Source organism: Polaribacter atrinae, assembly GCF_038023995.1.
In the GTDB taxonomy this organism is placed as follows: Bacteria; Bacteroidota; Bacteroidia; order Flavobacteriales; family Flavobacteriaceae; genus Polaribacter; species Polaribacter atrinae.
On sequence record NZ_CP150660.1, the window covers coordinates 2,665,896 to 2,678,762 of the forward strand.

At 30.6% G+C, this 12,867-nt stretch carries 9 protein-coding genes; 6 read left to right on the plus strand and 3 right to left on the minus strand.

Annotated elements, in window-relative coordinates; genetic code table 11:
- Positions 1 to 104 precede the first annotated feature (104 nt).
- The 6 genes from ruvB (at position 105) to WG945_RS11705 (ending at position 9,019) form a co-directional block, all read left to right on the plus strand.
- The gene (gene ruvB, locus WG945_RS11680) at positions 105 to 1,127 is read left to right on the plus strand and encodes a Holliday junction branch migration DNA helicase RuvB (protein ID WP_068449189.1); all 1,023 of its coding nucleotides are present in this window, start codon (positions 105 to 107) and stop codon (positions 1,125 to 1,127) included.
- Between the two features lie 202 nt (positions 1,128 to 1,329).
- On the plus strand, positions 1,330 to 3,057 hold the full coding sequence (locus WG945_RS11685; protein WP_068449193.1) for a SulP family inorganic anion transporter: 1,728 nt from the start codon (positions 1,330 to 1,332) through the stop codon (positions 3,055 to 3,057).
- Positions 3,058 to 3,143: 86 nt separating this feature from the next.
- Positions 3,144 to 4,550: an MBL fold metallo-hydrolase gene (locus tag WG945_RS11690; protein ID WP_068449196.1), complete on the plus strand. Its 1,407-nt coding sequence runs from the start codon at positions 3,144 to 3,146 to the stop codon at positions 4,548 to 4,550.
- A gap of 3 nt (positions 4,551 to 4,553) precedes the next feature.
- Positions 4,554 to 4,922: a rhodanese-like domain-containing protein gene (locus tag WG945_RS11695; protein WP_231874606.1), complete on the plus strand. Its 369-nt coding sequence runs from the start codon at positions 4,554 to 4,556 to the stop codon at positions 4,920 to 4,922.
- A 233-nt stretch (positions 4,923 to 5,155) separates the two neighbouring features.
- Positions 5,156 to 7,039, plus strand: coding sequence for a transglutaminase domain-containing protein (locus WG945_RS11700; protein ID WP_068449200.1), 1,884 nt, complete (start codon positions 5,156 to 5,158; stop codon positions 7,037 to 7,039).
- 9 nt (positions 7,040 to 7,048) lie between these two features.
- Positions 7,049 to 9,019, plus strand: coding sequence for a DUF3857 domain-containing protein (locus WG945_RS11705; protein ID WP_068449203.1), 1,971 nt, complete (start codon positions 7,049 to 7,051; stop codon positions 9,017 to 9,019).
- A gap of 91 nt (positions 9,020 to 9,110) precedes the next feature.
- On the opposite strand, the gene WG945_RS11710 is transcribed toward WG945_RS11705, so the two are convergent.
- The 3 genes from WG945_RS11710 to WG945_RS11720 all read right to left on the minus strand — a co-directional run bounded on the left by WG945_RS11710 (position 9,111) and on the right by WG945_RS11720 (position 12,845).
- A complete protein-coding gene (locus WG945_RS11710; RefSeq protein ID WP_068449388.1) occupies positions 9,111 to 9,974 on the minus strand; it encodes a sigma-70 family RNA polymerase sigma factor in 864 nt (287 codons plus the stop codon).
- A 29-nt stretch (positions 9,975 to 10,003) separates the two neighbouring features.
- Entirely contained in the window at positions 10,004 to 10,195 is a 192-nt protein-coding gene (locus WG945_RS11715; RefSeq protein ID WP_068449205.1) for a hypothetical protein, read from the minus strand.
- A gap of 301 nt (positions 10,196 to 10,496) precedes the next feature.
- Positions 10,497 to 12,845 carry a TonB-dependent receptor gene (locus WG945_RS11720; protein WP_068449206.1) on the minus strand — a complete coding sequence of 783 codons (2,349 nt, stop codon included), beginning with the start codon at positions 12,843 to 12,845 and terminating at the stop codon, positions 10,497 to 10,499.
- Positions 12,846 to 12,867 lie beyond the last annotated feature (22 nt).

The window sequence follows — 12,867 nt, forward strand, 5'->3', positions numbered from 1 at the left end:
TTAATTCATGTATTTACAAAAAGCCTTTCCTATTTGGAAAGGCTTTTTTGGTTATGTAACAAAACATACAAAACTGTAATTTAAATTCAATTATATTTGTGGTTATGAATGAAAACTTAAATCCTGAAAACAACAATTTATCGAACGAAGATTTAGATGTAGAAAAAAAATTACGTCCGCTTTCTTTTGATGATTTCACAGGACAAGATCAAGCCATAGATAACCTAAAAATATTTGTTGAAGCAGCAAATCAAAGAGGAGAAGCTTTAGATCACACATTGTTTCATGGACCTCCTGGTTTAGGAAAAACAACCTTGGCGCATATTTTAGCCAACGAATTAGAAGTAGGTATAAAGGTTACTTCTGGTCCTGTTTTAGACAAGCCAGGAGATTTAGCGGGTTTGTTAACAAATCTAGATGAGCGAGATGTTTTATTTATTGATGAAATTCATAGATTAAGTCCTATTGTAGAAGAATATTTATACTCTGCAATGGAAGATTATAAAATTGATATTATGATAGAATCTGGCCCCAATGCCAGAACAGTTCAAATAAATTTAGAACCTTTTACTTTAATTGGAGCAACAACCAGATCTGGGTTGTTAACTGCACCAATGAGAGCTCGTTTTGGAATAAGTAGTAGGTTACATTATTACAAAACAGATTTATTAACTACAATTATTCAAAGAAGTGCATTTATTTTGGGAGTTCCTATTTCTATGGAATCTGCAATTGAAATTGCAGGAAGAAGTAGAGGTACACCAAGAATTGCAAATGCCTTATTAAGAAGAGTTAGAGATTTTGCTCAAATAAAAGGAAATGGAAAAATTACTATAGATATTGCAAAATTTGCGTTAAAGGCATTAAATGTAGATGCTCATGGTTTAGATGAAATGGATAATAAAATTCTAATGACTATTATCGATAAATTTAAAGGAGGACCTGTAGGTTTAAGCACTATTGCAACTGCAGTTTCTGAAAACACAGAAACGATTGAAGAGGTGTACGAACCTTTTTTAATTCAGCAAGGATTTATCATGAGAACTCCTAGAGGAAGAGAAGTAACCGATTTAGCGTACAAACATTTAGGACGCGTAAAAGGGAAAAGTCAAGGAGAATTGTTTTAGAGAAAAATGAAACAAGAGTAAAGAGAATAGAAAATAGACAACAATTTATGTTTTTGATGTTACTATGTGTTCGTTATTTAATTTTAGAAACAAGAGTGTGTTGTGTGAATAGATGAAATTAACCAATTAAATAAAAATATTAAAGTAATAGAATAAGAATATCTGTCTTTATTCTTGATTCTATTTTCTTGATTCTCAAGAAATGAATATAAAAAAAATAATACCAATTTTAGAGTGGTTACCAAACTACAATACAACTCTTTTTAAAGGAGATTTATTGGCAGGAATCACTGTTGGTATTATTTTAATTCCGCAAGGAATTGCGTATGCTTTAATTGCAGGTTTACCACCAATTTATGGTTTATATTGTGCTTTGGTGCCCCAAGTTATGTATGCTATTTTTGGATCTTCTAGGCAGGTGGCAATTGGTCCTGTAGCGATGGATTCTTTAATTGTAGCTACTGGTGTTTCTACCTTGGCTTTGGCAGGTTCTGAGAGTTACATAGCTATAGCTATACTGTTAGCTTTAATGGTGGGGGCAATCCAATTTATAATGGGGGTTTTTAGTTTGGGGTTTATTGTAAACTTTCTATCTAAACCTGTTATTACTGGTTTTACATCCGCGGTAGCGTTAATTATTGGCTTCAATCAATTTCGGAATTTATTTGGAGTCGATTTTGTGCAAAGTGATCAATTACAGTATGTTGTGGTTGATGTTTTTGATAAAATAGTCAACTTTAATCATCCAACAACTGTTATTGGTTTAATTTCTGTTGTGGTCATTATTATTTTTAGAAAAATCAACAAAAAAATACCAAGTGCCTTAATAGTTGTTGTTCTCGGAATTGTAGTATTAAAATATTTTGGTGCTTCTTTTGGTGAGGTTTCTATTGTAAAAGACATTCCTTCTGGCTTGCCAACATTTGGTATTCCGGAGTTTGATATCGACTTAATAAGAGAGTTATTACCAATTGCATTTACATTGGTGATGGTTGGTTATTTAGAAACCATTTCTATAGGTAAATCATTAGAAGCAAAACAAGACGAATATAGAATAATACCCAATCAAGAATTAATAGCATTAGGAATCAGTAATATGGTAGGATCTTTGTTTAAAGCATATCCAACCACATCTAGTTTTTCTCGTTCTGCAATTAATCAAGAAAGTGGAGCAAGAACAGGTATGGCAGCTTTAATTTCTGTTGTAATGGTTGTTTTTACACTATTATTTTTAACGCCATTATTTTATCATTTACCAAAAACAGTTTTGGCAGCCATTATTATTGTAGCGGTTTTTAATTTGGTAAATATTAAAGAAGCGGTTTTTTTATGGAGAGCAAATCATTTAGATTTCTGGTTGATGTTAGCCACATTTATTGGCACATTATTATTAGGAATCGAATTTGGTATTATAGTTGGCGTAGGGTTGTCTTTAATTGTATTAATTTATAGAACATCTAGACCTTATGTAGCGGAACTAGGGAAAGTGCCCAACTCTAATTTTTACAGAAATAGAAGTCGTTTTGAAGAAGTTATTATAGAAGATGATGTTTTAATTTTTAGGTTTGATGCTCAGATATTTTATGCAAATTCGAGCTATTTTAGAGATAAGCTAGATGAAATGGCACATAGAAAAGGAGCGGCTTTAAAATTGATAGTTTTAGATGCAGAAAGCATAAATAGAGTAGATAGTACGGGAGTAGAAATGTTAAAAGAGCGAATTAAATACTATAAAAAGAAAGGTATTACTTTTTTATTAGCAGGCGTAAAAGGCCCTGTAAGAGACGATTTATTTAGAAGCGGAATTTTATCAATTATAGATATCAATCACTTTTTTATGCGCTCTAATGATGCCGTAAAATTCTACAAAACTGGCGACAGAAAACAACAAGAAAAATATGCTAAATACATACACCAAGCATATCATTAAAAAGAATTAGTCACTTATCCTATGAGTATAATTTCTGAATTTAATTCAGTATTAAAAATACTTTGTAGGTGTTAAAAATTATAAAAATGATTATAGAACAAATTTATACAGGTTGTTTAGCTCAAGGGGCTTACTACATAGAAAGTAATGGCGAAGTTGCTATTATAGACCCATTAAGAGAAGTACAAGATTATATAGATAGTGCAGCAAAAAATAATGCAAAAATCAAATATATTTTCGAAACGCATTTTCATGCAGATTTTGTGAGCGGGCACGTTACATTGGCAGAAAAAACAGGAGCAGATATTGTATTTGGTCCAACAGCAGAAACTAATTTTAATGCAATTATAGCAGAAGATAATCAGGTTTTTAAGGTAGGAGATATTACCATTACCGTATTGCATACTCCAGGACATACTATGGAGAGTACTTGTTATTTATTGAAAGATGAAAACGGAAAAGATCATGCTCTTTTTAGTGGAGATACCTTGTTTTTAGGTGATGTTGGTCGCCCAGATTTAGCACAAAAAGGAGATATTACAGAAAAAGATTTAGCAGGGTTTTTATTTGATAGTTTGCGTACTAAAGTAATGACTTTGGCTGATGAGGTTATTGTATATCCTGCACACGGAGCTGGTTCTGCTTGTGGTAAAAACTTAAGTAAAGAAACGGTAGGTACTATTGGTAATCAAAAAGAAACCAATTATGCTTTAAGAGCAAACATGACTAAAGAAGAGTTTGTAAAAGAAGTAACTGATGGTTTATTGCCTCCTCCAGCTTACTTTCCTTTAAATGTAAAGCTGAATAAAGAAGGGTATAAAAGTATTGATGAGGTTATCAAAAATAGTGAAAAGCCATTATCTGTTAAAGATTTTGAAATTATTGCAAATGAAACAGGTGCAGTTATTTTAGATGTTCGTCATCAAACGGAGTTTGTAAAAGGCTTTATTCCGCAATCTATTTTTATTGGTATCGATGGTGGTTTTGCTCCTTGGGTTGGTGCATTGATTAAAGATATTAAGCAACCAATTTTGTTGGTCGCTCCAGAAGGAAGAGAAGAAGATACCATTACGCGTTTATCTAGAGTTGGTTTCGATAATGTTTTAGGATATTTAGAAGGTAGTTTTGATGCTTGGCAAAAAGCAGGTAAAGAAATAGATACATTAACCTCTGTTTCTGTTCAGGTTTTAGAAGATAAAATCAAAGAAAATGCGGTAGTTTTTGATGCTAGAAAACCTGGAGAATATGCAAGTGAACATATTGTAGGAGTTAAAAATACTCCGTTAGATTTTTTAAATGATCATATTTCTGAGTTTCCAGAAAAAGGAGATTTCTACGTGTATTGTGGTGGAGGTTATCGCTCTGTAATTGCAGCTTCTATCTTAAAAGCAAGAGGTATTCACAATGTAATTGATGTTGCAGGTGGTTATGCTGCCATAAGAAATTCTAATATAGAAAGATCAGCAGCTGTTTGTCCTTCAACTTTAAAATAAAAAATGAAGAAAAATGTTTTATGCCTTTTATTGATGAGTTTCTTTTTTATGAATTGCAGCTCGCAAGTAGAAGTAAAATCAATTTCTACAAAGGAATTAAAAGAATTACTTTCTAAAGAAAAAATTCAATTAATGGATGTTAGAACACCAAAAGAAATTAAAGAAGGTGCAATAGCAACGGCCACTTTTTCAAACTATTTTGATACTAATTTTAAAGAGAAAGCTTCTGAGATATTAGATAAATCTAAACCAGTTTACTTATACTGTAGAAGCGGCAATAGAAGCGAGAAAGCCTCTAAAATACTTCAGGAAAATGGTTATGAAGTCTACAATGTTTTAGGAGGATATAACAAATGGAAACAAGAAAACTAAATTTAATTAGAAACTCTAGAAGTAGATAATAAAAACAGGGTTTTACACAACGTAAAAACTATTGTTTGTTATACTATTGATAGAATAGATTCTTAACGTTAAAAAACACATAAAAAAGAGAGAACAAGAGCTTTACATAAGGTTTTTGTTCTCTCTTTTTTGTATTTTAGTTTCATATAAAACAGACAAGTTTGAGCATTTATAAATTAGTTTTTCTTACATTTTTTTTATCAATGGTAACAAGCTTAAACGCTCAGTATTCTGCAGAGTTTTTAAGATATAATAAAGCGCATCCAGAAGCTGCAAGAGTTCGTTTACAGCAAGAAACTACTATTGCAATAACCGTTGTAAATGATAGTTTACAAATAGATCAAGCGTTTTTTGAGGAAGATTTGTATTTAAATGATGCTGCCACCTATAACTCTAAGAATACTTTAAATTTCTCTGCCTTTTTTGAATTAAAGAACATAGAAGCTTCTTCTTTTTCTTTTGACAATAATGAATATGTAGAAAATAAAGTAGAAAAATTTACTAAAAAAGATGAATTAAATCAGTCTTTTCATGATGATTCTACATTGTTAAATTTTGTATATCCAAATTTAAAAAAAGGGTCTAAATCGATTTTGAAATATTCTCAGAGAATTAAAAACCCTCGTTTTTTAACTCCTTTTTATTTTGGTGATTATTTTCCTGTTCAAAAAAACAAAGTCACTATTATTGTTGATGAAAATGTGCATTTAGAATTTAAGAAATTTAATATTGTTGATGATAATATTCAGTTTACCGAAGCTAAAAAAGGTGATAAGGTAATTTATACATGGGTTTTAAATAATCAACAGGAATATGATTTTGAGTCAAATACACCCAGTTACAAAACTATTTTACCGCACATTGTACCAATTATCACTTCTTATAAAATTAAAGGTGAAAATATTAAGTTATTAGGTAAGGTTTCAGATTTATACACTTGGTATTATTCTTTGGTAGAAAATGTAAATACAGAAGCACCAGCTAAAGAATTGGTAGACTTGGTTTCTAAAATTACAGCAGATAAAAAAACGGATCTAGAAAAAGTGAAATCCATTTATTATTGGACGCAGCAAAACATAAAATACATTGCTTTTGAGTATGCCTTAGGTGGCTTTATTCCGAGAGAATCGAATGAGGTGTTTAGAAAGAAATATGGCGATTGTAAAGACAATTCGAGTATACTTTATAGCATGTTAGAAATTGCAGGTGTTAAAGGAAATTTAACATGGATTGGTACAAGAAGCATTCCGTATACGTATGATGAGGTGCCAACACCCGTTGTAGATAATCACATGATTCTCTCTTATGAGAACAACGGAAAAACCTATTATTTAGATGCTACAGGTAGGTATATTAAATTCGGAACTCCAACTTCATTTATTCAAGGTAAAGAAGCGTTGGTAGGTTATGGAAAAGATTTTAAGATTAAAACGGTGCCCATTATAGCTGCGAAAGAAAATGCAATTATAGATGTAACTAATATTAAAATTGAAAACGGTAGTGTTTTTGGATCTTCTAAAACAACGATTTCTGGGTATCCAAAAATTGATATTTTTCATACGTTAGAATCTGGAAACTCAGAAACTAAGTTGAAGAAATTCTATAAAAGTGCGTTTGAGAAAGGGAATAATACTTTTCAAATCAATAATTTTAAAGAAACGAATAAGTATCATTATGATAATGATTTTATTGTGGATTATGATTTTGAAATTAAGAATTATGCTAAAAATTTGGGTGATGAAATTTATATCAACCTAAATTTGAATAAAGAGATTTCTTTCTATAAAACGGATAAAAACCGAAAGAATGCGATAGAATATGAGTATCAAAAACAGTATAATTATACCACTAAATTAGAAATTCCGGTAGGTTATAAAGTAGATTATGTGCCAGAATCAGTAACTGTTTCTAACGATTTATTGACTTGTAAAATTACGTATCAAATAAAGGGAAATGAGGTGGTTTATGAGCATGAAATTGAATTAAACTTCTTAGTTTTATCAACAGAACAACAAAAAGAAGTGAACAAAGAGATTCAAAAAATAGAAAGAAATTATAAAGAAATTGTAGTTTTAAAAAAAGAATAAAGCAGAATTATGAAGATTAAAATAAACCTATTAATAGCCTTGTTATTTACTTTTCAGATGGTCGTTTCTCAGGAAATACCTTTTTTTGAGAGTTATGATTGGGAAGTAAGTCCGAATTATACGGTAGATAATGAAATTGAAGAAGATATGATTGCTGTTAAAGAAAAAACAGTCACAGAGTTTTATTTTCAAGATGAAGATTTGGTTGAATTTTATTTAGAACACAAAGTTTTATGGCTTAATTCTGATGATGCAATTGAGGAGTATAATAAAATCTATTTACCATTTTCGTCAGACGCAGAATTGCGCGTAAATAAAGCAAGAGTAATTACTCCAGGCGGAAAAATCATCAACTTAGACAAATCTAAAATACTAACAGCAGAAGATGAAGAAACTGGTAATACTTACAAATATTTTGCCTTAGAAGGTATTTCAAAAGGAAGTTTTATAGAATATATGTATGTGGTAAAAAGACCGCCAAATTATACTGGGAAAAAATTTTACATCCAAGATGGGTATTATAAAGACAAAGTAGAGTTCGATTTATATTCTCCGAGTAATTTACTTTTTAAGTTTAAGAGCTATAATAATATACAAAATGTAGAAAGAGACACTTTAAGTACCGTAAAATTACATTATAAATTACATGCTGCTAAGGTTCAGAAATTAGAGAATGAATACCAAGCTCCTTACAATGCTTCTAGAGGTTTTATAGTGTATAAAATGGATAAAAATGTAGATAATATGGACGAAGATATTATCTCTTACAGTAGTATAGCGCAAAATGTATACGCTTCTTATTATCCAGAATATTCAGAAAAGACAAAGGGTTTACTAAACGATTTTATTAAAGAATTAGCATTGCCTAAAAATGCAGATCAAGAAAGTATCATTAGAAAATTAGATTTTTATATAAAATCAACGGTATATTCTCAAGATGTTTATAATGAAGATTTGCAAGATTTAGATCTTATTTTAACAACACAACTAGCTAATGAAAGCGGAGTTATTAAGTTATATATAGCTGTTTTAAGAACGTTAAATATAGCACATGAATTAGTAATAACAACGGATAGAACTGAAATGAAGTTCGACCCAGAATTTGAAGCGACTAATTTTTTAACAGACTTTTTATTATATTTTCCTACTTCTAAAAGGTATTTATCTCCAAATGCATCCGGAACAAGGTATGGGTTTCCAATGCCTTATGTAACGGATAATTATGGATTGTTTTTAAAAGAAGGCGTAGTTGGAGATCAGAAATCTGTTACAGGAAGAATTAAATATATAGAACCTGTAAAAGTAGATGAGGTTTTAGATGTTATGAAGGTAACAATCGATTTTAATAAAGAGAATTTAACTGAAAACACCGTTCATTTAGATAGAACTTTTAGCGGTTATTATGCAATGAACATACAGCCTTTTATGCATTTAATTCAGGGTGAAGATGCTAGAAATGACTTGGTAGATAGTTTTGTAGAAAGCATGACTTACGAGTTTGAAGCTCAAAATAGAGAATTGATAAATGATGATGCAGAACTATTTGGAGTAAAGCCTTTACAGATTAAGGTAGATTTTACTACGGAAGCTTTTGTAGAAAAAGCAGGAAGAAAATACTTGTTTAAGCTAGGTGATTTAATTGGGCAACAGATAGAATTGTATCAAGAAAAAGAAAGGGTTTTACCGTTAGAAGGACAGTTTCATAGAGGTTACAAGAGAACTTTAACACTTCATATTCCTGAGGGGTATAAAATTACCAATTTAGATGATATTAATATTGACAACTCGTATGTGAAAGACGGAAAAGAAATCTTCTTTTTTAAATCTTCTTATCAATTAGAAGGAAACACGTTAACGGTAACTGCCAACGAATATTATAAAGAAAATATTATTGAAGTTGCTATGTATGAGGATTACAGAACTGTTATTAATAGTGCTGCAGATTTTAATAAAATTGTATTGCTATTAACTGCCGAATAGTGTGGTAAGGTGTATATAAGAAAATAAAAAGGGAGCATATCGCTCCCTTTTTATTTGTAATAATTTTGTGAAAAAAAAATAAACAAAATGTTTATCCTAAATATGTTTTTAAAAGATGTGTCTTAGATTGATGTTGTAAGCGTCTAATTGCTTTTTGCTTTACTTGGCGCACTCTTTCTCTAGATAAATCAATGGTTTCTCCTATTTCAGTTAAACTATAAGGACTCGGTAAGTTAATACCGTAAAACATTTTTATCACTCTTGCTTCTTTTTGAGATAGTGTATCTAAAGCTCTATTAATCTCTATAGATAATGATTGTTTTATTAAGTCTTTATCGGGTCTTGGAGACTCGTCAGACTGTAAAACATTGTATAGATTAGTATCTTCACCTTCTTTAAACGGTGCATCCATAGATACGTGTCTACCAGAATTTCTTAGAGATTGTTCTACCTCAGTTTCCGTCATGTCTAACTGTTTTGCAATTTCTTTATTAGTAGGCATGCGTTCCGCTCCTTGTTCTAAACGAGCATATATTTTTCGTATTTTATTAATACTACCAATTTTATTTAAAGGCAAACGTACAATACGAGATTGTTCTGCTAAAGCAGACATAATAGATTGACGAATCCACCAAACAGCGTAGGAAATAAACTTAAAACCTCTTGTTTCATCAAAACGTTTTGCTGCTTTTACCAAGCCTAAATTCCCTTCATTTATCAAATCGGATAACTTTAAACCCTGACCTTGATATTGTTTTGCAACAGAAACAACGAATCTTAAATTTGCTTTTACAAGTTTATCTAACGCTCTATTGTCTCCTTTTTTTATTTCTAAAGCTAGTTCTACTTCTTCATCAGCAGTAATTAGCCCAATTTTACTAATTTCTTGAAAATATTTTTCTAAAGATTTGGCGTCACGATTGGTTACTTGTTTTACAATTTTAAGTTGTCTCATATATTGTTTGGGGTTTTTTAAAATTAATTTTAAATAAATAAATTGCAATCATCACATGTTTTCACTTCTCCATAATACGTTTCTCTGTATTCATGGATTGTTTTAATAGGGATCCCTAAAAAGTATTTTTTAATGCAGGTTACTCTAGAGTTTAAAGTTCCCATTGCAGAGGAATAGTATTTTTGATATTTTGTTTTTCTTTGAATTTTAATAATTTTCATATATATAATTTTAAATAAGTGTGAAAACACTTATTATGAAGTTGAGGATTAAAAAAGGTATAATTTTCTTGAAAAAATTAAGGTATAGAAAAACTAGAAAGCAAGTGTAATTGATTTATCTGTATGATTTTCTAAAAGAGAAAAATCGAAACAATAAATGCTTGTATTTTTTTGAATGTAAAAAGATGAATTCTTCATAATTAGCAATATACGAAAAAACGAGCGATTTTCAATAGAAAATGCTCGTTTTGTTTCGTTTTTGCGTTATTTTTAGTTAAAAATGACTAAAAATGATCTTTTTTTAAAACTTTAAAGTAACCCCAACTAAGAAGTTTCTAGTGGCTTGTGGGTAGTAACCTGCGCCATCTACCGTTGTAATTTTGTTTGGGTCAGACCAAGTATCATCATACGTGTAATAATAACCTCTGTCTACATATTCTGTATTAAAAATATTATTTATTAAGGCAGAAAACACAATAGATTTGAAAATTTTGTTTGGGTTTATTTCATAAACAATATTTAAGTCAGAAGTAAAATAATCGTTTAAAACATCATTGTCAGAAATTTTACTACTAAAGTTGCTCATAAATTGTTTACCAACATATTTAGATAAAAATGAAACTTGTAAGTTCTCTATAGGTTTGTAAATAAACATGTTTCCTGCAACAACTTCCGGAGAAAAAGATAAGTCTGTGTTTCCTAAACTTTCTGGTGTATCAATTCCGTTTCTTGTTATAAAAAAGTCTTCGTTTTTATTAGAACTAAATGCAGCATTTGGTTTTATAGAAAACTGATCGCTTACAGTAATGTCTGCATCAATTTCTAAACCTAAACGATAACTGTTACCAGAAGTTGCTCTTACTGGCGCACCAACATCATCTAAAGCACCTGTTAAAACCAACTGATTTTTATAATCCATATAATAGATGTTGGTATTTAATTTAAGGTTTTCCTTTTTTAAACGCCATCCAAATTCTAAATCATTTAAAGTTTCGTGTGTGGTAACTCCGCCTTCAAAATCGTTTCTATTAGGTTCTCTATTTGCTACCGCAAAAGAAGTGTATAAGTTATTATGGTCATTAATCTTATAAGTTAATCCAACCTTTGGGTTAAAGAAATTAAAATTGGCATCAACATCAATAGCAGCAATGTCAGAAGTAATTCCTTTTGTTTGGTAACCAACAAAACGCCCTTGTAAATCAGCATAACCAGACAATTTCTCACTAATATCAAAAGTAGCTTTTGCAAAGATTGAAAAGTCTGTTTTCTTTGCATCAGAAAAATAATAACGATCTCTAATATTTACATTTGGAGCTAAGTCTTCTCCCCAAATTACTTCACCAAAATGATCTCCAGTATAATTAGAATAAGAAATTCCAGATATAAAATTCAACTTATCTGTTTTGTAATTCGTGTTAAAGTTTACCACATAAAAATCATTCTGCAACCAACGTCTTACAATTACATCTGTACCATCAACAATTAAATTACCATAATCTGCTGCATCTCTTTCCTCTTTAAATTGCTCGAAAAAACCAGCACCTTTTGTGTAGTTTAAACCTAAGGTTGTAGACCAATTTTCATTCAGTTTTTCATTCCAATGTAACTGATAATGGTTTTGGTCATAATCATCTACTTCATTCTCGTACGTATACGGGTTCTGTCTTCTATCTTCCTTTAATTGATCTGCTGTTAAACCTTCCCAAGCTTGGTAAGTAACCTCTTTACCACCAAAAGTAATCGCTTTTATCAACGTGTTTTCATCCGTATAACTACCTTGTAAATAATAAGATTTTAAATCTGCAGAAGCTCTATCTACATAACCATCAGATTTAATGTTAGACAACCGACCAGCAACTTCAAAGTGCTCGTTAATTTTACCAGTACTAAATTTTACCGTATGTTTTCTAGTTCCGTAAGAACCAAAAGAGTTCGATATTTCTGCAGAAGCCTCTTCAGAAACCGCATCTGTTAAAATATTTAAACTCGCACCAAAAGCACCAGAACCATTTGTTGATGTACCAACACCACGTTGTAATTGTAAATTCTGAGTAGAAGAAGCAAAATCGCTTAAATTTACCCAAAAAGAACCATGGCTTTCGGCATCATTATAAGGTATTCCATTTACTGTAACATTAATTCGCTCTCCGTTAGAACCACGCACGCTCATATAAGTGTAACCAACACCTGCACCAGCATCACTAGAAGAAACTACAGAAGGCATATAATTTAGTAGAATAGGTATATCTTGACCTAAATTACGGGTTGCAATTTCTTTTTTAGAAAGGTTAGAAAACGTAACAGGTACATCTGCATTTACTCTTACTGCAGAAACTAAAACCTCTTCTAAAACAGTAGCATTAGGTACTAAAGAAAACGCAATTGTATCATTTTGGGTTAAAGAAACTGTTTTAGAAACTGTTTTGTAACCAATAAATGAAACTTGAATGGTATAATCTCCTTTATTAAGATTTACACTAAATTTTCCATCAAAATCTGTAGAGGTTCCTTTCTTAGTTTCTTTGACTAAAATAGTTGATCCTGGCAAAGAATCATTGTTTTCATCTACCACTTTTCCGTTAAGTGTAAATGTCTGGGCGTTTACAAGAATGCTTGCAAACAAGAATAAAAAAAATGTGATTTTTTTCATTTTAAAAATTTTAAAACGAATA

Excerpts from the sequence above, each read along its gene's own strand:
- ruvB (WP_068449189.1), top strand. The coding sequence starts at position 105 with ATGAATGAAAACTTAAATCCTGAAAACAACAATTTATCGAACGAAGAT.
- WG945_RS11685 (WP_068449193.1), top strand. The coding sequence starts at position 1,330 with ATGAATATAAAAAAAATAATACCAATTTTAGAGTGGTTACCAAACTAC.
- WG945_RS11690 (WP_068449196.1), top strand. The coding sequence starts at position 3,144 with ATGATTATAGAACAAATTTATACAGGTTGTTTAGCTCAAGGGGCTTAC.
- WG945_RS11695 (WP_231874606.1), top strand. The coding sequence starts at position 4,554 with ATGAAGAAAAATGTTTTATGCCTTTTATTGATGAGTTTCTTTTTTATG.
- WG945_RS11700 (WP_068449200.1), top strand. The coding sequence starts at position 5,156 with ATGGTAACAAGCTTAAACGCTCAGTATTCTGCAGAGTTTTTAAGATAT.
- WG945_RS11705 (WP_068449203.1), top strand. The coding sequence starts at position 7,049 with ATGAAGATTAAAATAAACCTATTAATAGCCTTGTTATTTACTTTTCAG.
- WG945_RS11710 (WP_068449388.1), bottom strand. The coding sequence starts at position 9,974 with ATGAGACAACTTAAAATTGTAAAACAAGTAACCAATCGTGACGCCAAA.
- WG945_RS11715 (WP_068449205.1), bottom strand. The coding sequence starts at position 10,195 with ATGAAAATTATTAAAATTCAAAGAAAAACAAAATATCAAAAATACTAT.
- WG945_RS11720 (WP_068449206.1), bottom strand. The coding sequence starts at position 12,845 with ATGAAAAAAATCACATTTTTTTTATTCTTGTTTGCAAGCATTCTTGTA.